Source organism: Arthrobacter sp. GW822-FHT05G07, from assembly GCF_058799755.1.
The window spans coordinates 165,473-191,101 of record NZ_JBXALT010000010.1; the positions used below are offsets into that span (position 1 = coordinate 165,473).

The window sequence follows — 25,629 nt, forward strand, 5'->3', positions numbered from 1 at the left end:
TCTGCCTGAAACCTGAATATTGCTAGACAAGCTAGAAGAAAGGCTACCATGTAGGAAGTTAGGTGTAACATACCAAACATGTCCAGTCCTGAAGAGATACCCGAAGAAGCCGGGACCCCGGTTTCTGCCGGCATCTATCATCTGGACGCCAACGATCCTCATCAGGAACTAGTGGATCGCTCCGGTCTCTCCGAGGCCGATGTCCAGCAAGTTAGCGACCTCATGGCATCGTTGGCGAGGCTGCGCGAGGCTGAACAACGCCTCTCCGACGCTTCCCTCAGATACATGAAACTCAATCAATCCGATATGCGAGCTCTGCACTATCTGATTGTCTGCGCCAACCATGGCGTGATTGCCACCCCCGGTGCAATAGCCTCCCGGCTCCATATCTCGACGGCGTCAACCACCAAGCTGCTCGACCGGCTGGAACGCGCCGGGCACGTCACGCGACGCGCCCACCCCTCCGACCGCCGCGCGCTCGCCATCGCCATCACTCCCGAAACGCACGAGGCTGCGATGCGGACCGTTGGGCGCCAGCAGGCCAAACGATTCCTGGCGGCAGCACGTCTGACACCCGAAGAACGGGAAACGGTGATGCGGTTCCTCGATGACATGGCGCAGGAGATCGAAGTCGCCGATGAGGCGTGGGCTGGTTCCGGGGCGTAGCCCTGGTACTAGTACAGGAAGATCGGCAGCCAATCCCGGTTGTGTGCGTGGACCAACGCCAGGAACAAGACAAAGTCGAAGAGCAGGTGCACGGACACTACGTAGGTGAATGACTTGGTGAGCTTGAACGTGTAGCCCTGCAGCAGTGCGAAGGGGAACGTCAGCAGCGGGCCCCACGACTGGTAGCCGATCTCCCACAGGAATGACGAGAAGACCACTGCTTGCAGGAGGTTGGCCAGCCAGTCCGGAAAATGTTGGCGCAGCAGGGTGAAGGTGGTGCAGATGAAGAACAGTTCATCCCAGATACCCACGGCGTTGACTCCAAGGAAAAGCCGCCAGAAGATGTCGGGATCCGAAGCGTCAGGCCAGTTTTGGTAAACACCGGTCCTGATCAGGTACACCGGCAGGATGAAGTATCCGAGCGCCACCACGCCTATCAGGTACAGCTTCGCTGCCAACGGCCACTTACGGCCGGTGTTCACGGGAAACTTGATGATGTCCTCGCGGTAGGCGAACCGGGAAACCACCCATGGCACCAGCACCGCCAATGCAAGAGCGCCGCCCATGAGGGCCATGTGCTCTGTGCTGAGGTCAGCGTTGAGGGGCACCAGGCTGAAGATGGTCATACCGGCCGCGATCAACGCGAGGTGTCGCATCAGCCGGTGGTCGATGAAAGCCGCGGTGGCCACGCTCGCCCCCAGCAGGCCATAGCCAAGCAGCTCGTTGCCCATGGCAAAGAGCGGCACGCCGGACAAGGAAAGCAACGCCGCCGGCAACAGCTTCCAACTGAGTGCGGTGCGGGGTGATTCCGTTGAAATGGATGTCACCCCTCCAGCATGTCAGGGCTTGCCGTCCAATAACACGTTTTCCCTCGTCAGGAGTCTCCTCGGTGTCTCAGATGCCCTCATTCATCTGTAAGATTCGTGACAAGGCCCACATATTTATTGGTGGGCCAAGTCATGGCTGGCTTAGCCAGTGGGGGACACACAAAGGAATAATTAATGGCTCAAGACGCGGGCTCTTTTAAACCGGAAAGCGGCAGCTCACCGAAGGATGACGCTGCTGCGGCCGATGACGCTGTTAAGGCGCCGGCAAGCGAAGACATGACCATGCGCGAACAAGTGCTGGACATCATTGAATCCATCCTTGCGGACAGCGACGCCCGGAGCGAAGGAGCGAGGAACAACCTCCGCGCCTTGGTTGAGGCACGTCCCGGGAATCCCGAGCGTGCCTTGTTGGAGCACTTGCTCGAGACCCGCAAGACACCAGCTTCAGCGGCCAAGGTCCCCGTTCAGCGTGAAGTTGCCAGCCTGCACTTGGAGTCCTCGGATACAGCCAGGACAGTATCGGTACCCGTCAGCCACGAAGTCCGTGAAGGCATCCAGTCGATCCTGGCGGACAAACTCTTGCTGACAGCCTTCCAGCCCGTCCATGCACTGCCCGGCGGCGAGGTGGTGGGCGTAGAGGCGCTCACCAGATTCGTCGGAGAGGATGGCGCCGGAGCCGATGTCTGGTTCAACGAGGCTGCGGCAGCCGGACTGGGAACGGAACTCGAAATTGCCGCGCTGCACTGCGCCCTGACGGCAGCGCACGACGTCCCGGACAACATGTCCGTGGCGCTGAACCTCACCCCCGCAACGTCCAGCGACCCCCGCGTGCGGAACCTTCTGGCTGCGGCGGCACTCGCTCCGGACAGGATCATTGTTGAATTGACGGGCAGCTTGGAATCCGTGGAAGGGCAAACCGGCGACCACGGCCTGGGGCCACTGCGAACCCTGGGCCTGCGGCTGGCCATCAGTGCGTCCGGAGCCGCCCTGGTTTCCATGGAGCGGATTGAACAGTTGCGCCCGGACATCATCAAGCTGGACCGCCATCTGATTGAGGGAATAGAAAGCAGCGACGGTCAGAAAATCCGGGCCAGGGCCATTGTGGAGCTTGCCCGGGAGATCGGCGCGGACATCATTGCGGAAGGCATCGAAACCGCAGCCGAGCTTGATGAAGTCACCGCGCTGAAGGTCACAGCAGCGCAAGGCTACCTGCTGGGTCGACCCTCCGTTCACCCCCTGGACTGGTCCGCATGGAGCATACGCGCGCAGACCGAAGCCCAGCCCGCAGGCTAGGCAACTGCCGGGCATTTGGGTGACTCGCGTAAAGTAGCATGCGGGGGTTTTTCGGTCCCATGAAAATTGGGGATTGCTGAGGCAAGGACCCACCTAGCCAGGAAGTTCTTCGTTGATGGACAGTTTTTTCAGTATGCTCGCGGACCTTCGCGATAAAACAATCCCAGCGAGGTTGGCTTCACGCATGAACTCCCCGCGTGGCCTGTTGTGGGGCTTTGTGGTGATTCACCTGGTGTTCCTGGTCTTTGCCGCCGTGCTCTCATTGCGCGGGGAAGCCTTCAGCGACACCTTCATCTACCGTGATTGGGCGCTGGCAGGGTTCAACGACGCAAACCTCACAGGCGGACCCAGCCCGTGGGTATACCCGATCCTGGCGCTGATTCCTATGGGCTTGGCAGCTATTGCCGGTCCAGGCCCTTTCTTTTTCCTGTGGGTCCTGCTCACCACTCTGCTGAACGGCTGGGCGGTGCTCAAACTCACCGACCGCGGCCGTCGGCAGGAAGCAATCCCGGCTGCCTGGTGGTGGCTGGTATTCGTCTTCCTCATGGGTTGGTTGGGCTTCGCCCGTGTTGACGGACTCACGGCACCCATAGTGCTGGTGGCCCTTGTTTACGGTGTTACCCGGCCGTTCGTCGCGTCGGTCCTTCTGAGCGTTGCCACCTGGGTTAAGGTATGGCCCGCCGCTGTGATGCTGGCCCTGTTCGCTGTGGTCAGGAAGCGCCTGCACGTTGTGGCGGCAGGAATTGCGACGACGGCGGTTGTAGTTGGGCTCGCCGCGGCAGTGGGTGCCGTCCCCAAGTTGCTGAACTTCCTGACACAACAGGGAGACCGCGGCATGCAGCTCGAAGCAACCTTCACCACACCATGGTTGTGGTTGTCGGTGCTCGGGGTGGGGGATTCCCGCATGTACATGAACACAGACATCAACTCCATGCAGGTGGACGGGCCCGGTACCGCATTCATGTCCGTGCTGATGCAGCCGCTGTTGCTCCTTGCCGCAGCCGCCGTCGCCGGTCTGACGTTCTGGGCGTTGCACCAAGGCAAGCTCAACGGAGGAGTGGACCGCACAGAGCTCCTCCTTTCGGGAGCCCTCACCCTGGTGACCGCCTTCATCGTGTTCAACAAAGTGGGTTCACCGCAGTTCATGGTGTGGCTTGCTCCGGCTGTAGCTGTGGGGCTGGCACACAACTGGAAAGAGTGGCGGGTTCCGGCCACCATGCTGATAGTCATCGCCGTTGCCACTTACTTCATTTACCCGCTCTTCTACGATGCACTGAGCCACAACAATCCTTGGATGGCGCTGGTCCTGACCATCCGCAACGTCTTGCTTGTGGTTCTCTTCTTCTGGTCGGCGCGTCGCCTGTATTCACTGGGCCGCAAGCCATCCGTGGTCACCGCCCCAGCTGCCAAGGAGCACTAAGATTTCCGCGACGTTCTTCGACCAGCTGGTCCGTCTCCGCAGCCGTGTCCTGCCTCCAGCAGTCATAGCGTGGTTCGCCCGCCCCGGCAGCGTCTGGTGGGGCTTTGCCGTGGTTCACTTCTACTTCCTGTGCTGGATGGCGTCCTTCTTCCTCAGCGGCAACACGTTCAGTGACACTGAGCAATACCGTCAGTGGGCCATGGACGGTTACAACCCGGAGAACCTCAGCGGGAAGATCAGTCCCTGGGTTTATCCGGTGCTGGCCCAGATTCCCATTTTCCTGGCGGGCATTGCCGGTCCGGACCTCTATTTGCTGATGTGGACCTTGCTCATCACAGCCCTCAACGCGCTGGGCCTGTGGTACCTGACGCGTGGCCCGCGCCGGGTCAGCGGGATCGCGCCCGCATGGTGGTGGCTGTTTTTCACCGTGTTCATGGGGTATCTCAGCTTTGCCCGAGTTGAGGGCATCACCACCTCCATTGTTTTGATTGCCTTGATCTGCGCTGCTCAAAGGCCCGTTGTCGCCTCTGTCCTGTTGAGCATCGCAACGTGGATCAAAGTGTGGCCCGCAGCGGTGCTGGTACCGATCATCATCGCTTCCCGCAACCGTCTGCAGATGATCGCTGCCGGGGTGGGCGTCACCGCCGTCGTAGGGTTTGGAACGTACCTCGCTGGTGGCTTCAGCCACATCCTCGACTTCCTGATCAATCAGGGTGAGCGCGGTATGCAGCTGGAAGCCACCTTCTCCACGCCCTGGGTGTGGCTTAGTGTCTTCAACGTTGCCGGCTCCAAAATGGCCGACAACACAGCCATTAACTCCACGGAGGTGTACGGGCCGGGTGCCGAAGTGGCTGCTTTCCTGATGCAGCCGCTGCTGATTGTTGCCGCGATCGCGGCCGCTATCCTCCTGATCCGTGCACTCAAGCGCGGTGCGGAGCGCGAGGAACTGTTCCTCGAAGGTGCCCTGATGATGACCACGGCGTTCATCGTGTTCAACAAAGTGGGCTCGCCGCAATTCATCATCTGGCTGGCACCCGTGATCATTGCGGGCCTGACGCACGACTGGAACCGTTGGAAGGTACCGGCCGCGTTGCTGATGGCGATTGCCATGACCACGTTCGTGATTTATCCGCTGTTCTACACCCCGCTCATACACGCCCACCCGGTCATGGCAGCCGTGCTGACCACCCGGAATGTCCTGCTGGTGGTTCTGCTGTGGTGGTCCGTGCAGCGGACGGTTGAGCTGGGACGGCGCGTGAACCGCGACGGCGCCCCGGTGGTGCCGAAAGCGCTTTAGCGGATAGTCGGAGGGCGGTGGAGCAGGCGACGGTCAGTCTGCCCCACCCAGCGCGATAGCTTGCCTTGAACCAGCAGCCTGCGGGTATGAATGTCCAGGAACACCAGGTAGAACGCGAAGAGCAATGCGATGGCGAAGGCCAGTGAGGACAGGTCCACCGAGACCTCCACGAAGGACCAGACCGATAGCTGGTCTTGCGCACCGAACACCACAAAGAACGTCACCCCGACATAGAGGCACCGCATCTGCCAGTCGTCCCTGATCCCCGTCACGGCCAGGAAAGGCACGAACCAGAGGATGTACCACGGCTGAATGATGGGGGAGAGCAGCACGATCGCCGCGAAGGCCAGAGCCATCCGCCGCACTACGCGCGAATGATCTCCGCGGAACATCAATACCAGCACCAAAGCCACCGCGCCCCACTTCATGGCGGCTCGCAGGACGTCAGCCATCGCATTGCCAGGCAGCCCCAGAGCGTTGCCGAGGAACTCGATCTGCTGGCCCAGGAATCCCGACGGTGAGTAGCCAGTAAAGCCGGGGGTGGGGTCCGTGATGGCCCACGCCCAACCAAGGCCCAGGCCGTAAGGGATGCCGCTGACCACCAGAATGGCGAAGCTTATGCTCGCGGTAGCTGCCCAAATTCCAAACTTGCGCGGCCAAGACGCACCGGCGCCTGCCCACATGAGGCCGATGAAGGGCAGCAAGAGCACGGTGGCCGGTTTGATCCCGATGGACAGTGTTACCAGGAGGATGCCCAGGAGAGGCCGTTTGGTGGCCGCGAAGTAGGTTCCCGCAACGGCGAAGCCCACCATGATGGCGTCGTTGTGGGCGCTGGCCACGAAGCTGATGAGGAAGAGCGGGTTGGCCACCGCGATCCAAAGCGCCCTGGCGCCGTTGATTCCATGGAGCTCAGCGAGTTTGGGCACGTACACAACGCACAACAACACCCCGCCGGCGGCAAGCAGCCGGAACAGCAGGACTGATACGTCCGGCTGGGCTCCCGTGACGGCAACCACGGCGTGGGCCATCCACAAGAAGTAGGGCCCGTACGGAGTACGGGCTTCCGCCCAAGCCGGGTCTGCGCCCAAAGCGAACCAGTTATTCAAAGCCGAAATGCCGACGTCGTAAGGGTCCTGGCCCTCCATCATCAGCCTGCCCTGGCCTATGTACGCATAAACGTCACGCGAATACACGGGCACAGCGAACAACAAAGGAAGGGACCAGGCTCCGATCGCTGCAACGATCGTTTTGAGGGAATTGCCCTCCCAGCTGCCCATCCGTTGGCCCAACCTCAGCCAGGACCGGACCAGCAACATGGCACCCACGGTCAGGAGGACGGCAGAGACCGTCACGCCCCAGCCTTCAGTGCGCAGGGCAATGACTATGGGGTGTCGAATCATCGGGGAACCGTTGGCGATCCACCCGATGCCGATGGACCCTGCAAACATGAACAAGGAGCCGAGGAACCCCTGCAAGATAGCTGGGTACGCTACAGGCTTTGTTGCAGGAGCCGCTGGTTGTGGGGCCTTGATAGCAGTGCTTGAAGGCTGGTTCGTGGCCGCTGCTGTCCCGGGAAGCGGACGGGGGGTACTGCCTGCCGTCATGACTGGTCGGTTCCCCCACTCACGGTATGGCGCTCCTAAGAAATGAAACGCAGATTGATGCCCAAGAGCTTGTACTTGCGGCAAGTGAAATTTTAGCGTCGATCCAGCCAACACCACCACAGGCGCGGCAAAGGGTGACGGACTGCATACACCGGCAGTTTGCGGTCCGGCCTCTCCCGTCCGGTTCTACAAGGAGTCATCCTTGGCGGTGAGGTTGCGGGGATCGCTGCCAACGAAGCTTCCCGGCGGCATGCCCGCGCCGAAGACGGGGCCGGGCTCCGGGCGCTTGGGGTGGCGCCCGTCGCCGGCGTTTCGCTGTGTCAGGCGACGCACAACCCACGGGAAGAGGTGTTCACGAGCCCATACCATGTCACCTGCGCGTGCCTCACGCCAGTTCCGCTCGGGCAGGGCTTTCGGGGTTAATGGTTCCAGGGAGTGCGGAACATTGAGGGTGTCCAGCACCATGATGGCAATGGTGTGCTGGCCCAGCGGAGAAAAATGCAGCCGGTCCGCATCCCACATGCGCGGATCCGTCAGCTGGCGCAGTGCCCAGAGGTCCGCGATCAGGGCATCATGCCGGGCCGCAATGACCCGGATGTTCTCGTTATAGATCGCCACCTTGCCGCGGGCCAAGCCCAGCACCGGGGTAGCGCCCCAGTCCGGGCCGGTAAAGAGCACGATTGTGGCGCCGGTCCTGGCGAGACTTTCCACGCCTGCATCCAACTCAAGGGCAAGTTTGTCCGGATCGCTCCTGTGGAAGAGCAGGTCATTGCCGCCGGCGTTGAGGGTGATCAGATCAGGTTGCAGCTCGATGGCCGGCCCCAGCTGCTCTTCCAGGATCTGGTGCAGCAGCCGTCCACTGATGGCCAAGTTGGCATAGGCGAAATCCTGGTGACCCGTGCTCAGCTCTTCGGCAACCCGATCCGCCCAACCGCGGAGGCCACCGGGGCTACGCGGTTCAGGATCGCCCAAACCTTCGGTAAACGAATCGCCCAAAGCCACATAACGGCTCCACGGGTGCAGGCCAGCCCCGAAGCTACCGGAACCGCCCTGCGCCATTCCGTTGGCACTGTGGGCGTTCATCTCCCCATAGTGCGCTTACTGAACGCGCCGCGCCATGGATGGCCTGGTTGGATCCACTATTCGACGACGACGGCGAGGGGTCCGGTGATGCTCGTCAGGTCTGTGGCGTTGTGTCGCCCGGGCCGCTTGCGTCCAGCGCACCGCCGGTGGGTGGGCGGCTTTGTGCGCGCTTTGGGTGTCCCTCCCATCGCCTACGATGACAGCACCGGCGAAGGAGAAAACATGGGCGCTATGGATGAGCTGATCGATTCCAGTGTGGTGACCGAACTGCGGTCCATCCTCATGGGCTCCGGGCCTGGCGTTGACCTGCCAACCCTGGAGCGTTCACGCCCGTCCCTTGACGGGGAACGTCTCCGGCAACGCGTGGATATCGTGAGGGACGCGCTGCTCCAAGACCTTCCGGCAGGCTGCTCCTCGGTTGAGCGGATCTTTCTCGATGCTCTCGACGACCCACGGTTTACAGGATGGATGCTCTGGCCGGTTTCCGAAGTGGTGACCGGCAGGGCGCTCCAATCCGGGGCACTCGCCGACTTCGACGCCGCACTCGCGGTGCTTTCCCGCCTGACTGTCCGGCTCACGGGAGAGTTCGCCATCCGCGACCTCATCGCTGCCCGGCCGGAACGGGCCATCGCGACCATGCAAAGCTGGACGAACCACCATGACCACAACGTCCGCCGACTCGCAACAGAGGGCTCCCGCGCCTACCTGCCATGGGCCAAGAGAGTGCCGTGGCTGGTGGCCAATCCAGCGGCAACGCAGGGGATCCTCGATGCCACCTACCAGGACGATGCCGATTATGTTCGACGATCCGCGGCAAACCATCTCAACGATCTGAGCCGGATTGATCCACTGCTGGTGGTGGCCACGGCGCGCCGCTGGTCAGGGAACCCGGATGCCACCACGGCAAGGGTTATTCGCCACGGACTCAGGACCCTGGTCAAGCAAGGCAATCCCGAGGCACTGGCACTCCTCGGCTACTCGGGTGGCCGACTCGTGGTCATGGAGCCCCGGATCCTCCACCCGGCCATCGCGTGGGACGGAACCGTGGAATTTACAGCGGAGATAGAGAATAAGGGCTCCCAGCCCGCCACGGCAGCCATTGACTATTCCATCGGTTTCCAGCGTTTCAACGGCACGGTAAGCGCCAAAACCTTCAAGCTCACATCCCGCCGGATTGCGCCCGGTGAAACCGTCACTGTCTCAAAAAAACACTCCTTCCGCCCCATCACCACCCGGACCTACTATCCCGGGCAGCACTACGTGGTAGTCCAGGCAAATGGCATCGCATCGGTGCCTGCGAACTTCGTCGTGAACAAGAAGGAGCCCGGCTGACGTCAGGCACCCATCAGCCGCTGCATCTGCGCGCCCGCATCACTCCCGGGCGCCGGCGTGTAGACCACGATGTGCAGGTCCGGCCGGTCCGATGGTGACACCTGGTGGTGCTCCATCTGCAGTACGCCGACCGCCGGGTGGTGAAACTGACGCTCGCGGGATTCGAAGCCCAGGATGTCGTACCTGTCCCAGCTTTCCTGGAACTCCCTACTGGCTTCCTTGAGCCGCTCTACTTGGTATTCGACGTCGGGATCGCCCAGCCGCTGGCCTGTTTCGGCCCTGAACTCAGCCAGGAACCTCTTGCTGGTGACGTCCCAGTCGGGCAGCAGGTCGCGGATGTACGGATCGGTGAAGACGAGCCACAGGAGGTTCCGGTCCGAGGCATTGAAGGTGCCGATGTTGGGGTACAGGGCTTCGTAGGCGCGATTCCAGCCGGCAATGCCCCAGTCCGGGGACAGCGCATAAGAAGGGTTGGGGTCCAGGGCATCCAGCAGGCGCTGGACATGGGCTGGCGCATCGGCGGCCACCGGTCCTTTAGGCGGAGCAGACGAGTAGCCGCCCAAGGAGAGCACGTAGCTCAGCCCGGTATCGGACAAGTGCAGGGCCCGCGCTATGGACTCAAGGACCTGCCGTGACGGACTGATATCCCGGCCCTGCTCAAGCCACGTGTACCACGTGACGCTGACCCCTGAGAGGAACGCGATCTCTTCCCGGCGGAGGCCGCGCTCGCGGGATCGGCCTACCGGCGGCAGGCCGTAGTCCGAACGCAGGGCCTGGGTGCGGCGGGTCCGGAGGAAAAGCCCCAGTTCCTTACGCCTCTCATCTTTCACGCATCCAACACTATTACTCTGGTACTTTCACTACTAGTAGCCACACCGTCTTCCACCCGCCGTAGAACAACAGCAGGATGGTATTCATGCCTGCACTACGCTCACGAACAGTTACCCACGGCCGCAACATGGCTGGCGCACGCGCACTGCTGCGCGCCTCCGGCGTCGCTAGCACGGACATCGGCAAGCCGATCATCGCCGTGGCCAACTCCTTCACCGAATTCGTCCCCGGCCACACCCACCTCGCCCCTGTGGGCCGGATCGTCTCCGACGCGATCCTCGCCGCAGGCGCTGTGCCCCGCGAATTCAACACCATCGCCGTGGACGACGGCATCGCCATGGGCCACTCCGGCATGCTCTACTCGCTGCCGTCCCGTGACCTGATCGCCGACTCCGTTGAGTACATGGTCAACGCACACTGCGCCGATGCCTTGGTGTGCATCTCCAACTGCGACAAGATCACCCCGGGCATGCTCATGGCCGCCCTGCGCCTGAACATCCCCGTGGTGTTCGTTTCCGGCGGCCCCATGGAGGCCGGCCGCGTGACCCTGACCGACGGCTCCGTGCGCTCCCTTGACTTGGTGAACGCGATTGCCGACGCGGTGGACGAATCCATCTCCGATGAAGACATCAACCTCATCGAAGAGAACGCCTGCCCCACCTGTGGTTCCTGCTCGGGTATGTTCACCGCCAACTCCATGAACTGCCTCGCCGAGGCCATCGGCCTCGCCCTGCCGGGCAACGGCTCCGTTCTGGCGACCCACACCGCGCGTAAGGCGCTGTACGAGAAAGCCGGCGCCACCGTCGTCGAGCTCGTCAAGCGCTATTACGACGGCGACGACCACTCCGTGCTGCCGCGCTCCATCGCCACCGCTGAGGCCTTTGACAACGCCATGGCCCTGGACATCTCCATGGGCGGCTCCACCAACACCATCCTCCACCTGCTGGCTGCGGCCCAGGAAGCCGGGGTGGAGTACGGCCTGGCCGAGATGGATGCCAAGTCCCGCCAGGTGCCCTGCCTGGCCAAGGTGGCCCCGAACGTCGCCGGGAACAAGACCTACTACATGGAGGACGTGCACCGCGCCGGTGGCATCCCCGCACTGCTGGGTGAGCTGAACCGCGGCGGCCTCCTGCACAAGAACGTCCACTCCGTGCACTCCGCGGACCTGGACGGTTGGTTGGACGACTGGGACATCCGCGGCGGCAAGGCCACCGAGGAAGCACAGGCGCTGTGGCACGCGGCTCCCGGTGGCGTCCGCTCTTCCACCGCGTTCTCGCAGTCGAACGAGTGGACCTCCCTGGACACCGACGCGGAGGGCGGCTGCATCCGTTCCGTGGAGCACGCCTTCTCCAAGGACGGCGGCCTGGCTGTGCTGCGCGGCAACGTGGCAGTGGACGGCGCCGTGGTGAAGACCGCAGGCGTGGACGAGTCCATCTGGATCTTCGAAGGCCCGGCAGTTGTGTGCGAGTCTCAGGACGAAGCCGTGGAAAAGATCCTCAACAAGACGGTCAAGGAAGGCGACGTGGTGGTCATCCGCTACGAAGGCCCCAGGGGCGGCCCGGGCATGCAGGAAATGCTGTACCCAACGAGCTTCCTCAAGGGCCGCGGCCTGGGCAAGAAGTGCGCCCTCATCACGGACGGCCGCTTCTCCGGCGGAACCTCCGGCCTGTCGATCGGGCACATCTCCCCGGAAGCTGCCTCGGGCGGCGCCATCGCACTGGTGGAAAACGGCGACATCATCAGCATCGACATCACTACACGCTCCCTCAACTTGCAGGTCTCCGACGAGATCCTCGCCGAACGCCGCGAAAAACTGGAAGTCAATGGCGGCTACAAGCCCAAGAACCGTGACCGCCAGGTCTCTCCTGCCCTGCGCGCTTACGCCGCCATGGCACTGTCCGCGGATAAGGGTGCTGTACGTGACGTCTCACTGGTGGAAAACCTCTAAGGCTGCTGCTTGCCTTGAGAGTCCCGCAGCCGGGACTCGCCCTCCGCATAGATGTCCAGTAGTTGGCGGGCGTGCTCACCTTCGGCGCCTTCTTGGGCGAGCGCGGAGCGCATGCCCTCCAGCTTCTCTGCTCCGGCAGGGAAGGGCGGGAGTAGCGGGATGCCGGGATCGGTCAGGACTTCAATGACAGCCGGACGATCCGCGGACAAAGCGTAGTCCCAAGCGTCGCCGAGCTTGGCGGGGTCTTCCACCCGGATTCCCGCCAAGCCCAGCAGCTCCGCATAGGCCGCGTAGGGGAAGTCGGGGATTTCCTGGCTGGCGGTGAACCTGGGCTCGGCTTCGGTCTCGCGCTGTTCCCAGGAAACCTCGGCGAGGTCTCGGTTGTTGAAAACGCAGACGACGAAGCGGGGGTCCGTCCAGTCGCGCCAGCGGTGCGCCACCGTGATGAGTTCCGCGACGCCCAGCATCTGCATGCCGCCATCCCCGGCCAGCGCTACCAACGGCTGGTCAGGATGCGCGAGCTTCGCCGCCAACCCGTAGGGGATGGCACATCCCATGCTGGCGAGCGTGCCGCTCAGGTGAGCCGGGACTCCGCGCGGAAGGATCAACTGGCGGGCGTACCAGTAAACGCAACTGCCGACGTCGATACTCACCTGGGCGTTGTCGGGGAGCCGGCCGTTGAGCTCCCGCACCACCAGTTCCGGATTCACGGGCTCGGCGGGGACATTGGCGCGCTCCTCTGAAAGGCGACGCCACGCGCGGACTTGGTCTTCGACGTCGGAACGCCACTGGGTGCGTGATGGCTGGTTTCGTGATGCCAGGCGCTGGTTCAGTGCGGTCAGGGTCTCTGCCGCGTCGCCCACCAAGCCCACCTCAACGGGGTATCGGTTGGCGATCTTGCGGCCATCGATGTCGATTTGCACAGCCTTGGCGGTGCCGGGCTTCGGGTAGAACTCGGTCCAGGGATCGTTGGACCCGATGATGAGCAGGGTGTCGCAGTTCTCGAGCAGAAACGCACTGGCAGTCGTGCCGAGGTGGCCCATGGTGCCGACAGAAAAAGGGAGGGTCTCGTCGACGTAAGGCTTGCCGAGCAGGCTGGTGGTGATTCCGGCGTCGAGCTTTTCGGCCAGCGCCGCAACTTCTTCTTGAGCTCCACGGGCACCTTGCCCAACGAACAGCGCGATCCGTTCACCTGTGGCGAGGATGTCCGCTGCGGCATCCAGCTCTTCCTCGCGGGGCATGACCCGTGCCGGATGCCAGACGGGAGCGGTAACCACTATTCCGTGTTCCTGCTTGAGCTCGGGGGCTTCGGCGGTCTGGATATCGTGCGGCACGATGACAACGCAAGGGGACCGGGTCTCCAGTGCCGTGCGGAACGCGCGATCGATCAGCATGGGGACCTGCTCGGGTGAGCTCGCCAACTGTGCGAACTGGGCTGCGACATCCTTGAAGAGCGTCAGCAGGTCAATCTCCTGCATGTAAGCCGAGCCCAGGACCGTGGTGCTCTGCTGGCCGATGATGGCCACCACCGGGACGCTGTCCATCTTGGCGTCGTAGAGGCCGTTGAGCAGATGGACGGCGCCGGGGCCTTGGGTGGATGTCACGACGCCGACGCCGCCCGTGTACTTGCCATGCCCCACCGCCATGAAAGCCGCTGCTTCCTCGTGCCTCGCCTGGACAAACTCGATCTTGTCTTCGGCGCGGCTGAGGGCGCCCATGAAACCGTTGATGCCATCACCGCTGTAACCGAAGACGCGCTCAACGCCCCACGCTTGGAGGCGTTCGGCAATGAGGTCCGAAACCGTTCGCTGGGTCATGCCTGGCTCCTCGTCAGTAGTTGTGTACCGCCTGGACCATAGTAAGCATGCTTAGTTATGCGGCACGCGGGGCGGTAGGTGCGTTGGGCCGGTTTCCCGGCAATGGGTGACGGAAAGCGGAACACTTCCTACCATTAGGCTCATGGAAACCACCGGAAGTGCCGAACACATCAGAAGCCTGCACGAGCTGGTGGTTGGCAGCTCCGACATCCACGGGATCCTGAACGGTGTGACCGGCTTCGCCTGCGATGCGATGAGCAAGGTGGCCGGCGAGAACATCGACTGCGCCCTGACCTTGCGCCGGCGCAAGCGAACCGCCACCGTCGCCGGCAGCAGCGAGAGGGCAGTTCAACTGGACATGATTGAACAGGGACTTGGGGAAGGTCCCTGCCTGGAAGCCTTGGATGTTGGCCATCCGGTGCTGCTGGCTGATGTTGCCACCGACACCAACTGGCCGCGTTACAGCGCCGCCTTGGCGGCTGAAGGCATCCACAGTGCCTTGGGGGTACCCATGGACTTGGGTGAAACATCCCAAGCGGTCATCAACTTCTTCGCACCCACAGCAGGTACCTTCACGGAGGCCGTGATTGCTGAAGCCGCCGCGTTCGCTGACGTTGCCGGGAGTACATTGCGCCTGGCCATCAGAATCGAAACCGTGGAGCAGCTCAACGCCGACCTGAAAACGGCCATGTCCTCCAGAACAGTCATCGACCTCGCCTGCGGAGTCATCATGGCCCAGAACCGTTGCAGCCAGGACGAGGCGTTCGAGTTTCTCACCAAGGCCTCAAGCCACAGAAACAAGAAACTTCACGCCGTTGCATCGGACATCATCGCCCACCTCACGGGCGGCTCCGACAATCATCTGCGCTTCGAGGACTGAACTCCACAATCTGCCCACGCTCGCGCGGCCCGAGGACGCCGGTCCTCGGGCCAAAGTTCCAGGCTGGTGCTGTGACGCCGGGCCAGCCGCGAGTAACCCACGACGGCGGCAGCTGACCTTAAGCAGCCTCGTCGCCAAGGGTGAGCGGCGGCGGCAGGCGCGTCGAACCGCCGTCGGTCTTCTTTTGCTTCACGTCGGTCTTCCTGCCGGGCTTGTTGCGCCCCAGGAACAATGTGGCCAGTGGTGCAAGCAGCAGGAGCAAGCTAACGGTGGCCGCCCCTGCGACTCCAGTCAAGAAGACCAAGCCGACCATTATCAGAAGGTGGATGTCCGAAGCCTCCGTGAATGCTGGGACGGCGAGACCTAGGGGTAACTTCACGATTTGCTCCTGCGAGGCGTCAGTTGCTCATTTTCTCTTACTACTCATGAGTGTTCTGAGAGGGGGAAAAGTGTCGGCGATTAAGGAGGCGATTCTGGTGGATGTCTGCGGCTCGAACCCCTCGGACAGGGCCGGGCACTCGCCGTGAAGTATCAGAAAAGCAGTGGCAGAAAATAATTCTCCCAACTCCGCGTCACGTTTCCGCAGGTCAAAGCACCTATCCAGTGCCCATGTCGTTGAACCGCGTACTGCGCCGTTGCCCTTTTCGGCTGCGTTGCGGTTCATCGACGGAGTTAGCAGCGATGGGTGTGGCGGGTTCTGGGGCCCGCCCGGGGCGCCATCGCTGCGTAAACGGGCTAGTGCGGTCGGTCGTCTGAGTCGCGACCGACCGCACGATCATGTGAACGCCAACAGATGGTGGCAGGCAGAGCTGTCCGAACTCTGGTGAATCTTGGAGAACTAGACCTAAGCTGACCGCATGGCGCAGACTCGCATTTTCCGCACTGTTTCCCTGGCGTTCGTTGCGGCAGCCCTTCTGGCCGGCTGCGCGGGAAGCGGCACCAGTCCTTTCGTCGGTGTGTGGGGTGACACCAGCGACACCAAGCAACCCTCCCTTGACCTAAAGTCAGATGGCAGTGTGTCTGGAACCGACGGCTGCAACAGGCTCATGGGGTCCTGGACAGAGGACGGGAAAACTATCGCGTTCGGAGGTTTCGCGTCCACCCGGATGGCCTGCGAGGGTGTTGACACGTGGCTTTCCAATGCCGCCACAGCAAAGATCCAGGAAGACGGAAAGCTGGCGGTGTTCGGTCAAGGGGGAGCCCAGATCGGCACGCTCGCGGGCAAATAGCGGTCCTCAGTAGAAGTATTTCGACGGATCCGGGGGGCACCTGTGTGAATTCAAATGTTGAGGGCGTGGAACAGTCAGTTTCCACGGGAACACTGCCGGGCTGGGAGCAGGTTGATTCGCTGGTAGCCGCCTCTCATGACCGGAACCGTGGGTGCAAGGACGGTGCGGTTGCGGATTACATTCCTGTCTTGGCCCAAGCCGATCCTGAACTCTTCGGCGTCTGTGTGGTGGAAGTGGACGGTGGAGTGCATGTGACCGGCGATGCCGACGTGGAGTTTTCCATTCAGTCCATCTCCAAGGCCTTCGTGTATGCCTTGGTCTGCGAGGAATTCGGGCATGCGGCCATGGCTGACCTAGTGGGGGTGAACAACACCGGCCTCGCGTTCAACTCCGTGATTGCCATCGAGCTCAATGACGGGCACCCCATGAACCCCATGGTGAATGCCGGTGCGCTGGCCACCACGGCCCTGATGCCCGGGAGTGCGCCTGACAAGCAGTGGGACGCCATACACTCAGGACTATCCGCTTTCGCAGGCCGGGATCTGGTACTGGATGAGGTGGTCTACCGGTCCGAGGCTGTCACCAACACCCGCAACCGCGCCATTGCTCGGCTCTTGGAAAGCTACGGCAGGATCGGGCGCGACCCGCTGGAAGTGGTGGACGTCTACACCAAGCAATGCTCACTGCGGGTCAGCGCCCGCGATCTGGCCATCATGGGCGCCACACTTGCCGATGGCGGGGTCAACCCGGTCACTGGCAAGCGCGTGGTTTCAGCCGAAGTATGCCGGGACACCCTCGCGGTTCTTGCGGCCAACGGGCTGTATGAAAGGTCAGGGGAATGGCTGTTTGAGATCGGGCTCCCAGGTAAGTCCGGAGTGTCCGGCGGACTGCTCACGGTCTCGCCCGGCAAAGCCGGAATCGGAGCCTTTTCACCACGGCTCGATCCCGCGGGGAACAGCGTCCGCGGCCAACAGGCCACCGCGTATCTCTCCCGCGTCCTGGGCTTGAATATCTTCGCGTCCCAAGCGTACGCACCGAGTGAAAGCCGCGGTTATTGAGCTACTTGGCGATAGCCCGCATGGTGTTGTTCCGCTTCTCGTGGGTGAGCTCAGCCAAGCCGAGGGCTTCGAGCAGCGGCGGCATGTACATTCCAAACCGGCCCCGGTAGCCCTTGCGGAGTCCGTACCAACCGCCCACGGGGTTGTCCTCGCTCCGGCCCCATGCCTCTACTGTTCCCGGGGCAGCATCCTTGCCTTCATCGGCGGCACCTAGGGGAACCCAATCACCCTGCTCCAGCAGCCATGCGTGCAGGTCCTCAATGGCACGCAGTTGGTACAGAAGTTTGGTGGATCCCACTTGGCAAACAATCGCCTGGGGATCCGCGGCTTCGTCCTTGTACATGGTGTAGCCGGACGATCCTGGGGGAGTTGTGAGCTGCCAGGGATCATCTTTGGTACCAGCGGCCATGGGGGAGTCCTTTCTGCGATATGGCACACGCTACACAGAGTCGGGCTGTGTGTCTGCAGATTCTGAAGCCATGGTGGTGGAGGTCAAGGGGTTCTCGATCTCATCGCTCATCATCCGGGCCGCAAAGAGAGCCACAAAAGCCATGATGGGACACACCAAACCGGCGACGAAGAAGATGACCCAGATGGGAACCACCTCGGCAACAGGTCCGGCGAGTGCCATGGATACCGGCATCAGGGCCAGCGAAACGAAGAAGTCCAGGCTCGATATGCGGCCCAGCAAATGCCGTGGCACTCGCCGTTGCAGCAGCGTCCCCCAGATCACCATGCCCACTCCTTCGGTGGCACCGAAGATCAGCATGGCGGCACCGAGCACCCAAAAGTTGTCCATGAATCCGATCGCAGCTACCGGCAGGCTGCCCAGTCCCCACGTCACCACCATCACCGTCAGGTAGCGCCGGGGGAGGCGGACCGTTGCAGTGGCCAGCGCGGCGGCGGCACTTCCCACCCCCATGACAGCCAGCAGAAAACCGAACGTCCGGGAATCGCCACCCAACTGATCGCGGACAACGAACGGCAGCAGGACCTCGATGGGTCCGATCAGGAACAGCACGGACAGGCAAGCCCAAATCAGGGTCCAAAGAAGCCAAGGTGTGCGGATGGTGTAGCTGAATCCCTCCCGGAGATCCTTAAAGAGGGAGGACTTGCGCGAGGCCGGAGCGCCCGTAACAGCATTGTCCGGACCAGTGTCAGCCAAGCCGGGATCATCAGGCGATTGACGGCTCAGGAGGTTCACGATCCCGAACGCCAGCAAATGACACACAGCCACACCAGCCACGGCATGGGCCGGGGACAGCACCGCCACCAAGATCCCCGCGAGAGCCGGACCGGCCGCCTGCTGCAATACCGGCCGCACGGTTCCTTCCAGGCCATTAGCGGCCAGAAGGTCGTCGGCAGGGAGGATGCGCGGAAGCATGGCCGAGTAGGCGGGGAAGAAGAACGCCTGGCCCACACCTAGAACGAACGCGCCGATGGCCAGATGCCACAGTTGAAGGACATTGAACATGGCAAGTGCCGTGATGGTGGCGATGACTGCCAGGTTGGCGCCCTCCACTGCGATGATCAGGAGCCTTTGCGGGAAACGGTCGGCCGCGATGCCGCCCGCCAGCACAAAGCCCACCAGTCCGATGCTGGCCGCGGTGGCAACCAAGGACAGTTCCAGCGGGCCGCCACCAAGGTGGATCACCTCATAGACCATCGCCACTGCCCACATGCCGGATCCAAAGATGGAGATGGACAGCGCAGAAATCAGCACCCGGAATTCGCGGTGTGCAAAGGGCCGCAGCGCTCTCAACGAGGCCATCCCACTAGCCTAAACCGGGGGGTTGACGCTGTGGAAGGTGCGCTGGCGCTCTGCCCCTTGCGCTGGCGCTCTGCCCCTTGCGCTGGCGCTCTGCACCTTGCGCTGGCGCGGTGGCCGGCTGACCGGAACGAAGTCCCGGAGGAATCTAAGTTATGAAGCGCCCGACGGCGGCACGCCGTCGTCGTCGATGTCCGGACCTTCAGCTGCGTCCTGGCTGTGGATGCCGGTATCGTGCGAAACCCAGCCTTCCGTTTCACCCTCCGCCGGAGCGTCGGTGTGGTGTCGGATGACATGCTCGGTTTTGTTTGTCGCCTTCATTACGGATACTCCCTGTCCTTGCATGGACTGCTTCCGTGAGTGCATCCAAGTCTACGCCGAGGCGCGCCCGTTGTGGGCTCCGCTCTGCGCGGAATACTGTCCACATACGCCCATGAACGGCTCTCGCAAGGCGGGGGCGTGGCATAGGCTGAAGCAAGCAGTTCCCCGTGAAACGACTAACTGCCAAGGAGATGTGAAGATGCCCAAGCGCCCCAACCCGGCGGTGAAGATCGCCCAGGAAACAGCCCACAACGCAGTGTTTGACGCCGAAGGCAACGCCAAGCCCGGAGTGCACAATGTGCTTCTGAGGGCTGTCGAAGTCCAGCGACCCCTGGTCCTGGCCAACCTTCGCAGGCTTCAACGCAGGCACCCCCATGATTCACCGGCGCAGCTGGCCGCCAAACTGGAGCGCCACTACCTGCTGGCCATCTCCGGCGGGGGTGCAGCGGTGGGCGCCACCGCCGTCGTGCCTGGTATCGGAACCGCGGCATCGCTGGGACTTTCCGCGCTCGCAACCGTGGGCTTCCTGGAGACCACCGCGCTGTATGCGTCGTCATTGGCGGAGTTGCACGGCATCCGGCTGACTGACCCTGTCCGCGCGCAGACCATGGTCATGGCCATCATGCTAGGCGAGGAAGGCACGTCCATGCTGGGTGCCCTGAGCGGGCAGTCGCTGGGGCGCAGCAAGGGCGTGACCAATGCGTGGGGTCGGACGCTTACCAAGAAAATTCCCGGAAGTGGCTTCGGTGTCATCCGCGATTCCATCCAACGCGCGTTCCTGAAGAACCTCCTCAAGCGGCAAGGGACCGCGTTCCTGGGCCGCGCTCTGCCGTTCGGCGTCGGCGCGGTGGTAGGTGGTGCAGGCAACCTGATGATGGGCCGTGCAGTGGTGTCCACTGCCAAGGAAGCGTTCGGCCCGCTGCCGGACACTGTTCCTGGCGAACTGCTTCCGAACGCTCCAAAGAATGTTTTGAACAACCCAACGCTGGAAGGCGGTAACAGTGGACCTGAACGCTGACCTCGGGGAGTCTTTCGGCTCTTGGACCATGGGAGACGACGCCTCGATGTTCCGCATCGTGAGCAGCGCCAACGTGGCCTGCGGCTTCCACGCCGGTGATCCCCTCACCATGCTGGACAGCTGCCGTGCGGCGTTCGAACTGGATGTCCGTGTCGGTGCCCATGTGGGCTACCGGGACCTCGCAGGCTTCGGCCGGCGCTCACTGGACATGACCTTTGACGAGTTGTTCGGCGACGTTCTCTACCAACTTGGCGCCCTGGACGGCATGGCCCACGCGGTGGGAGCATCGGTGGATTACGTGAAGCCCCACGGTGCGCTCTACAACAGGATCGTCCGGGACGCTGAGCAGGCAGAAGCCGTAGTGGCTGCCGTGCACGCTTACGATCCCGGGCTGCCCGTGCTTGGCCTGCCGGGATCGGCGTGGCTGACGCTCGCCGAGGAATCCGGGCACCCGGTGTTCCGCGAAGCGTTCGTGGACCGGGCCTACCTACCGGACGGAACACTGGTGCCCCGCACCCAGGAAGGCGCCGTCCTGCAGGACCCGGCAGCCGTCGTGGCCCAGGCCGTGCGGCTGGCAACGCGCAAGGAAGTGCTGGCCATCGATGGAACCGTGGTGCCAGTACAGGCTGACTCGTTGTGCATCCACGGCGATACGCCCGGTGCGGTGAACATGGCTGCTGCGGTGAGGGAAGGCCTTGAACAGGCCGGCGTCCAGATCGAAGCGTTCGCTTAACTCTGTGTTCGGGGAGGCCTGATGGGTGCGGTAGTGGTGGAGCCGGGATCGAGCTCCATGGTTCTCGGTCCTGAGCAAGTACTGGACCGCGCGTCCATGCATCTGGCCAATGGCCTGCTGGGTAACCCGGACTCTGCAGCCGGACTTGAGGTGCTGTTGGGCGGGCTGAAGCTGAGATTCGTGTCGGGCTCGGCCGTTGCGGTCACCGGCGCCGAAGGCATGGTGACGCTCAACGGCACCGAACTTCCTCTGAACAAAGCCGTTCGCGTCCCACCGGGAGCAGTGCTCGAGCTTGGCCCTGCCATGTTTGGTATTCGCTATTACCTGGCGGTCCAAGGCGGAATATCTGCGCAGGGAGAGGCCGCGCAAGGAGAGGCAATAAGCGCCGGAGCGGCCCTGACCTTCGGGCGGCCCAATAATCATGGTTCCCCGGAGGTGAACCACCCTGCCCGGCGCGCTTTGGACCCCGAACGTCCAGTGGTTGCGAGGGTTTCGCGCGGGCCTCAGGCGCAGAATGACGACGCCGGCACGTGGCTTCGGTTGACCAGCGAACCGTGGATTCTCTCGCCCGAGTCGGACCGCGCAGGCGCGCGGCTGGTGGGCCGGCCGCTTGACGTGACCTCCGCTCCAATACCCCAAGCTCAACCGCTGGTATCAGGCTCTGTCCTGTTGCCGTCGTCGGGCCTGCCGGTCATCGCCTTGGCTGGCCACCCGGACACTTCGCAGTCGCCGGTGATCGCCGTGGTGCGCGATGAAGACCTTGACGTGCTCGGTCAAGCGAGGCCGGGGCAGATGGTGCATCTGCTGGGCTGAGCCGACAAGGAACGCTGTGATGCGGCGCCAATCATTAACTGAGTCAATACAGTGCGAATCGCAGGGGCCGATTTTCTCAAGAATGACACTTCATGAGAAACTCAGCCCCTGTGTTTCTCAGCTAGCCGCTGCAGTTGCCAGGAATGCACATCGGCCATCCAATACAGGGGTGCCGCCGGGCCTACGCGTGGGTCCTGCGGATCACGGCCATCCTGCAGGGCCTGCACATACGCCCGATCCAAGCTGATGCGTTCCAGCAATTGCTCACTTCCGCCCACCGAACCGTGTCCGGGGACCACGGCAAAAACATCGCCGGCCGCGGCTTCAAACTGCTGCAACGCTTCGAGGTAGTCAGAGAGCGGATCAGCCGCCTCCAGGTCGAGGAACGGTATCAGGGTGTCCGAAAGCATGTCACCGGCCACGAGGACGCCGCTTTCTTCGACCAAGAGTCCTGCGTGGCCTGGGGCGTGGGCTTGATGCTCCAGAACGCGAACTGTGGGTCCATCCCAGGGAATCTCATCCGCCCCGGCGCGTAAGCCGGTGATGAGCCCCAGCAGATCCATCGGAATCTGCTCGGCATACTCCGGCGGCAGTCCCTCAGCCACTTGGTCCGTCCAGTCCGGCTGGGACAGGACACCCCGGATGGACGCCGCGCAGCGCGCTGTGCCATACCGCGGCGGATCACCGAAGTCCGGGTGCCACAGCACGTGATCCCAATCAGGGTGCGTGGAGAATCCTGCCACCACCGGTTGGCCCAACCGCTGAAGGTCCTCAGCGATGCCCGCCATCTCGTTGACCGTGATGCCGGGGTCGATCAGCAACACTCCGTCCCGGCCCTGTACCACCGTGCAGTTGCTCTGGATGAACTCGCTCTCGTGAACCAGAACGCCTTCAGCGACTTGCTTCAGCATGGCTGTGACTCCCGTTAGAGTTTCTGCGCCAGCATGACCAGGATCCCGCTGGGACCGCGAAGATACGTCAACTTGTAAACGTCCTGATAGTTCGCCACACCGCGGAGCGGGTGGCATCCGTGCTTGGCGGCGATCTCAAGGGCGTGGTCGATGTCGTCAACCGAGAACGCGACGCGGTGCATTCCGATCTCGTTGGGAAGGGTTGGGTTCGTTTCGATCGCGTCAGGGTGGATGTACTCGAAGAGCTCAAGCTGGCCATTGCCATCCGGGGTTTGGAGCACCGCGATTTTTGCGTGGTTGCCATCCAGCCCCACAGCGGTGTCGGCCCACTCACCACTGACGGTGTCCCGGCCCACGACCGTGAGGCCCAGATCCGTAAAGAAGGCGACGGTTTCTTCGAGATCCCGGACTGCGATACCGACGTTCTCAAGTTTGATAGGCATGCGTTTGAAGGTACCAAGGGGGACTGAATAGCTCTAGCGTCTAGCCAAACAGCAGATGCGCCACGGTGAAGATCGCCAACCCGGCCAGCGCGCCCACCACGGTTCCGTTGATGCGGATGTACTGGAGATCCTTGCCCACCTGAAGCTCGATCTTCTGGGACGTTTCCTCGGCATCCCAGCGGGCTACGGTATCGGAGATGACGCCGGCGATGTCCGAACGGTACGTGTTCACCAGGTACCCGGCGGCATCGCCAATCCAGGTGTTGATCTTGCCGGCCAATTCGTCGTCGTTGACCAGGCGCGTACCGAAGTCACGGACGGCGTTCTTGAAACGCTGGCTCAGTTCGCTGTTGGGATCGTCGACGGCGTTGAGCAGCGCATTCTTCACCGTTCCCCATGTGCGGGACGCCAGTTCGCGGACCTCGGGGTCGCCGAGGATTTGGGCCTTGATGGATTCGGCGCGCTCGATCATGGCGGGATCGTGTTGCAGGTCCTGGGCAAGATCAGTGAGGTAGGCGTCGATTGACTGCCTCACCTGGTGGTTCTGGTCCGCCTGTACTGCTCGAACAAATTTGGAGAGTTCCACGTACACGCGGTCACCCACCAGGCCATCCACGAACGTCGGCACCCACAGAGGGGAGCGATCCGAGACGAGCCTGTTCACAGTTGCGTGGTTGGCATCTACCCAGTCGGCTGCACGGTCAACCAGGAGGTCAACCAGGGTGTGGTGGTGGCCGTCGGCGAAGATCCGTTCGGCCATCCGGCCTACAGGCGGTCCCCACGGCGGGGTGAGCAGGTGCTTGCGGACCATGCCTTCGATGACAGCCTGCACGTCGTCGTCGTTCAGTACCGTGAAGGCGCCTCGAATCACCGCGCCGCCTTCCTTGGCCACGCGCTCTGCACCGCCTGGGGCCGACAACCACCGGCCTGCCTTGCGGGCAATGTCGATGCTCGCCAACTTGTCCTGCACAACCTCCTGGGACAGGAAGTTGCTCTCCACGAAGTCGCTGAGCGATTCACCGATCTGGTCCTTGCGACGCGGAATGATTGCTGTGTGGGGGATTTTCAGACCCATGGGGTACTTGAACAGTGCGGTGACAGCGAACCAGTCGGCCAGTGCGCCCACCATGCCGCCTTCGGCCGCCGCCCGGACGTATTCCAGCCACGGGTACTGCTTCTGGAACGCGAACGCCACCGTGAAGATCACCGCCATCGCGATCAGCAGCGCCAGGGCCAACCGTTTCATGCGGAGCAACGCTGCCGCTTTTTCCATGTCGCCAGCGGACAGTTCGACGACGGCGGAACGGCCGCGTGCGGGTGCGGAACCTGCCGTGGAATTGGGGTTGGTGACGTCTTCGGTTGGGATTTGTTCAGAGTTCACCTGCATTAGCCCAGCGTAGCCCCCGAGCGTCCAGCAGGGTGGGCTAACGTGTCTGCATGACTAGCGACGACTTCGCCCCGAGCCGGCCCAAGGTCTACGCCCACCGCGGCGCCAGTGCCGCCTTTGCCGAGCACACCCGTGCCGCCTATCTGAAGGCCATTGCCGATGGTGCCGACGGTGTGGAATGCGATGTGCACCTTACCCGGGACCAGCATCTTGTCCTGCTGCACGACGCCGATCTGGACCGCACCTCCACCGGCACTGGTCCGGTTGGTGAGCACACCCTTGAGGAGCTCCGTGCTTTGGACTTTTCTTCATGGAAGGGCGCCCGCATTCCCGAAGCCTACGGGGGAGTGTCTGATCAGTTCCTGACGTTGCCCGACTTGCTGGACATCCTGCGGGGAGCTGGACGCGAGATTGGCCTGGCCATTGAACTCAAGCACCCGAGTCCCTATGGCCTCAAGCTCGAGGAGCGCGTGCTGGCCCTGCTTCATGAGGAAGGGTGGACGCCGGAGGAGTCCCGGCTGGATAACATCCTGGTTTCCTTCATGAGCTTCGACTCGGACTCGGTGCAACGCCTTTTGGAGACCGTTCCCGGAAAGCACATCTGCCAGTTGGTGGACAACTTCACCGCGAAGGAGATCCGCCAGGAGTTCGGTCTGGGCTTCTTCACCGGCGGGGCGGTGGCCAACGTCTTGAGGGCAACTCAACTGGATGCCGAACGCGTCCTGGATGAAGGTCAGGTAGGAATTGCCGGCCCTGGCATTGAATACGTCAGGGAGCATGCACGCAACGTTCAGCGCTGGTTGGAGGCTGGCCGGATCTTCCGGGTGTGGACCGTTGATTCGGAGAAGGACGTGGCCCTGTGCCAAGGCCTGGGCATCCATGAAATCACCACCAACAAGCCGGCGCAGGTGCTGGCGCAGCTGATGGTGTCCAACTAGGTCAACGTGGGC

General features: G+C 62.6%; 25 protein-coding genes. 13 read left to right on the forward strand and 12 right to left on the reverse strand.

Going from position 1 to position 25,629, the window contains the following annotated elements:
* Nucleotides 1-78: 78 nt before the first annotated feature.
* A complete protein-coding gene (locus AC1RJY_RS17900) occupies nt 79-666 on the forward strand; it encodes a MarR family winged helix-turn-helix transcriptional regulator (RefSeq protein ID WP_011773087.1) in 588 nt (195 codons plus the stop codon).
* 8 nt (nt 667-674) lie between these two features.
* Here AC1RJY_RS17900 and AC1RJY_RS17905 read toward each other — a convergent pair whose 3' ends face one another.
* Nucleotides 675-1,493: a CPBP family intramembrane glutamic endopeptidase gene (locus AC1RJY_RS17905; protein WP_043805695.1), complete on the reverse strand. Its 819-nt coding sequence runs from the start codon at nt 1,491-1,493 to the stop codon at nt 675-677.
* A gap of 174 nt (nt 1,494-1,667) precedes the next feature.
* On the opposite strand from AC1RJY_RS17905, the gene AC1RJY_RS17910 reads away from it, so the two are divergent.
* The 3 genes from AC1RJY_RS17910 to AC1RJY_RS17920 all read left to right on the forward strand — a co-directional run bounded on the left by AC1RJY_RS17910 (nt 1,668) and on the right by AC1RJY_RS17920 (nt 5,503).
* Nucleotides 1,668-2,786 carry an EAL domain-containing protein gene (locus AC1RJY_RS17910; RefSeq protein ID WP_017200773.1) on the forward strand — a complete coding sequence of 373 codons (1,119 nt, stop codon included), beginning with the start codon at nt 1,668-1,670 and terminating at the stop codon, nt 2,784-2,786.
* A 115-nt stretch (nt 2,787-2,901) separates the two neighbouring features.
* Nucleotides 2,902-4,206, forward strand: a complete 1,305-nt coding sequence (locus AC1RJY_RS17915) for a glycosyltransferase 87 family protein (RefSeq protein ID WP_498602877.1) — start codon at nt 2,902-2,904, stop codon at nt 4,204-4,206.
* The gene (locus tag AC1RJY_RS17920; RefSeq protein ID WP_011773091.1) at nt 4,115-5,503 is read left to right on the forward strand and encodes a glycosyltransferase 87 family protein; all 1,389 of its coding nucleotides are present in this window, start codon (nt 4,115-4,117) and stop codon (nt 5,501-5,503) included. The genes AC1RJY_RS17915 and AC1RJY_RS17920 overlap by 92 nt, the downstream gene beginning before the upstream one ends.
* On the opposite strand, the gene mptB is transcribed toward AC1RJY_RS17920, so the two are convergent.
* On the reverse strand, nt 5,500-7,107 hold the full coding sequence (mptB, locus tag AC1RJY_RS17925; protein WP_498602878.1) for a polyprenol phosphomannose-dependent alpha 1,6 mannosyltransferase MptB: 1,608 nt from the start codon (nt 7,105-7,107) through the stop codon (nt 5,500-5,502). The two genes, AC1RJY_RS17920 and mptB, sit on opposite strands and share 4 nt — an antisense overlap.
* A gap of 186 nt (nt 7,108-7,293) precedes the next feature.
* Entirely contained in the window at nt 7,294-8,190 is an 897-nt protein-coding gene (locus AC1RJY_RS17930; RefSeq protein WP_498602879.1) for an SGNH/GDSL hydrolase family protein, read from the reverse strand.
* 222 nt (nt 8,191-8,412) lie between these two features.
* Between AC1RJY_RS17930 and AC1RJY_RS17935 the strand changes: the two genes are divergently transcribed.
* Nucleotides 8,413-9,522 carry a YhaZ family DNA alkylation repair protein gene (locus AC1RJY_RS17935; RefSeq protein WP_286176372.1) on the forward strand — a complete coding sequence of 370 codons (1,110 nt, stop codon included), beginning with the start codon at nt 8,413-8,415 and terminating at the stop codon, nt 9,520-9,522.
* Nucleotides 9,523-9,524: 2 nt separating this feature from the next.
* On the opposite strand, the gene AC1RJY_RS17940 is transcribed toward AC1RJY_RS17935, so the two are convergent.
* The gene (locus AC1RJY_RS17940) at nt 9,525-10,352 is read right to left on the reverse strand and encodes a helix-turn-helix transcriptional regulator (RefSeq protein WP_014920495.1); all 828 of its coding nucleotides are present in this window, start codon (nt 10,350-10,352) and stop codon (nt 9,525-9,527) included.
* 86 nt (nt 10,353-10,438) lie between these two features.
* On the opposite strand from AC1RJY_RS17940, the gene ilvD reads away from it, so the two are divergent.
* The gene (gene ilvD / locus AC1RJY_RS17945) at nt 10,439-12,301 is read left to right on the forward strand and encodes a dihydroxy-acid dehydratase (RefSeq protein WP_498602880.1); all 1,863 of its coding nucleotides are present in this window, start codon (nt 10,439-10,441) and stop codon (nt 12,299-12,301) included.
* Here ilvD and AC1RJY_RS17950 read toward each other — a convergent pair.
* Nucleotides 12,298-14,118, reverse strand: coding sequence for a thiamine pyrophosphate-requiring protein (locus AC1RJY_RS17950; protein ID WP_498602881.1), 1,821 nt, complete (start codon nt 14,116-14,118; stop codon nt 12,298-12,300). The two genes, ilvD and AC1RJY_RS17950, sit on opposite strands and share 4 nt — an antisense overlap.
* A 142-nt stretch (nt 14,119-14,260) precedes the next feature.
* Here AC1RJY_RS17950 and AC1RJY_RS17955 point away from each other — a divergent pair, with 142 nt between their 5' ends.
* Nucleotides 14,261-14,998 carry a GAF and ANTAR domain-containing protein gene (locus AC1RJY_RS17955; protein ID WP_043469656.1) on the forward strand — a complete coding sequence of 246 codons (738 nt, stop codon included), beginning with the start codon at nt 14,261-14,263 and terminating at the stop codon, nt 14,996-14,998.
* 118 nt (nt 14,999-15,116) lie between these two features.
* Here AC1RJY_RS17955 and AC1RJY_RS17960 read toward each other — a convergent pair whose 3' ends face one another.
* Complete coding sequence (locus AC1RJY_RS17960; protein ID WP_498602882.1) at nt 15,117-15,377, reverse strand: hypothetical protein; 261 nt, start codon at nt 15,375-15,377, stop codon at nt 15,117-15,119.
* Nucleotides 15,378-15,855: 478 nt separating this feature from the next.
* Here AC1RJY_RS17960 and AC1RJY_RS17965 point away from each other — a divergent pair, with 478 nt between their 5' ends.
* Together AC1RJY_RS17965 and glsA are read left to right on the forward strand one after the other, a co-directional pair.
* The gene (locus AC1RJY_RS17965) at nt 15,856-16,227 is read left to right on the forward strand and encodes an META domain-containing protein (protein WP_011773123.1); all 372 of its coding nucleotides are present in this window, start codon (nt 15,856-15,858) and stop codon (nt 16,225-16,227) included.
* Between the two features lie 65 nt (nt 16,228-16,292).
* The gene (glsA, locus tag AC1RJY_RS17970; RefSeq protein ID WP_498602883.1) at nt 16,293-17,285 is read left to right on the forward strand and encodes a glutaminase A; all 993 of its coding nucleotides are present in this window, start codon (nt 16,293-16,295) and stop codon (nt 17,283-17,285) included.
* 1 nt (nt 17,286) lies between these two features.
* On the opposite strand, the gene AC1RJY_RS17975 is transcribed toward glsA, so the two are convergent.
* The 3 genes from AC1RJY_RS17975 to AC1RJY_RS17985 all read right to left on the reverse strand — a co-directional run bounded on the left by AC1RJY_RS17975 (nt 17,287) and on the right by AC1RJY_RS17985 (nt 19,374).
* Nucleotides 17,287-17,694, reverse strand: a complete 408-nt coding sequence (locus tag AC1RJY_RS17975) for a DUF6855 family protein (RefSeq protein WP_498602884.1) — start codon at nt 17,692-17,694, stop codon at nt 17,287-17,289.
* Nucleotides 17,695-17,724: 30 nt separating this feature from the next.
* Nucleotides 17,725-19,056, reverse strand: coding sequence for an MFS transporter (locus tag AC1RJY_RS17980; protein WP_498602885.1), 1,332 nt, complete (start codon nt 19,054-19,056; stop codon nt 17,725-17,727).
* 150 nt (nt 19,057-19,206) lie between these two features.
* Nucleotides 19,207-19,374, reverse strand: a complete 168-nt coding sequence (locus AC1RJY_RS17985) for a hypothetical protein (protein ID WP_498602886.1) — start codon at nt 19,372-19,374, stop codon at nt 19,207-19,209.
* Between the two features lie 199 nt (nt 19,375-19,573).
* On the opposite strand from AC1RJY_RS17985, the gene AC1RJY_RS17990 reads away from it, so the two are divergent.
* The 3 genes from AC1RJY_RS17990 to AC1RJY_RS18000 are packed head-to-tail and all read left to right on the forward strand — an operon-like array spanning nt 19,574 to nt 21,938.
* Nucleotides 19,574-20,392: a hypothetical protein gene (locus AC1RJY_RS17990; RefSeq protein ID WP_043805707.1), complete on the forward strand. Its 819-nt coding sequence runs from the start codon at nt 19,574-19,576 to the stop codon at nt 20,390-20,392.
* Nucleotides 20,376-21,125 (forward strand): LamB/YcsF family protein, encoded by a 750-nt coding sequence (locus AC1RJY_RS17995; protein WP_011773128.1) that lies wholly within the window; start codon nt 20,376-20,378, stop codon nt 21,123-21,125. Before AC1RJY_RS17990 ends, AC1RJY_RS17995 begins: the two co-directional genes overlap by 17 nt.
* Nucleotides 21,126-21,146: 21 nt before the next feature.
* The gene (locus AC1RJY_RS18000) at nt 21,147-21,938 is read left to right on the forward strand and encodes a 5-oxoprolinase subunit C family protein (RefSeq protein WP_498602887.1); all 792 of its coding nucleotides are present in this window, start codon (nt 21,147-21,149) and stop codon (nt 21,936-21,938) included.
* A gap of 101 nt (nt 21,939-22,039) precedes the next feature.
* Here AC1RJY_RS18000 and AC1RJY_RS18005 read toward each other — a convergent pair whose 3' ends face one another.
* From AC1RJY_RS18005 to AC1RJY_RS18015, 3 genes are read right to left on the reverse strand one after another with little or no spacing between them, the layout of a single operon-like run.
* Complete coding sequence (locus tag AC1RJY_RS18005; protein ID WP_498602888.1) at nt 22,040-22,849, reverse strand: MBL fold metallo-hydrolase; 810 nt, start codon at nt 22,847-22,849, stop codon at nt 22,040-22,042.
* Nucleotides 22,850-22,863: 14 nt separating this feature from the next.
* Nucleotides 22,864-23,292, reverse strand: coding sequence for a VOC family protein (locus tag AC1RJY_RS18010; RefSeq protein WP_011773131.1), 429 nt, complete (start codon nt 23,290-23,292; stop codon nt 22,864-22,866).
* 40 nt (nt 23,293-23,332) lie between these two features.
* Nucleotides 23,333-24,679: a DUF445 domain-containing protein gene (locus AC1RJY_RS18015; RefSeq protein WP_498602889.1), complete on the reverse strand. Its 1,347-nt coding sequence runs from the start codon at nt 24,677-24,679 to the stop codon at nt 23,333-23,335.
* 50 nt (nt 24,680-24,729) lie between these two features.
* On the opposite strand from AC1RJY_RS18015, the gene AC1RJY_RS18020 reads away from it, so the two are divergent.
* Complete coding sequence (locus tag AC1RJY_RS18020) at nt 24,730-25,617, forward strand: glycerophosphodiester phosphodiesterase (protein WP_011773133.1); 888 nt, start codon at nt 24,730-24,732, stop codon at nt 25,615-25,617.
* The last annotated feature ends 12 nt before the right edge of the window (nt 25,618-25,629 follow it).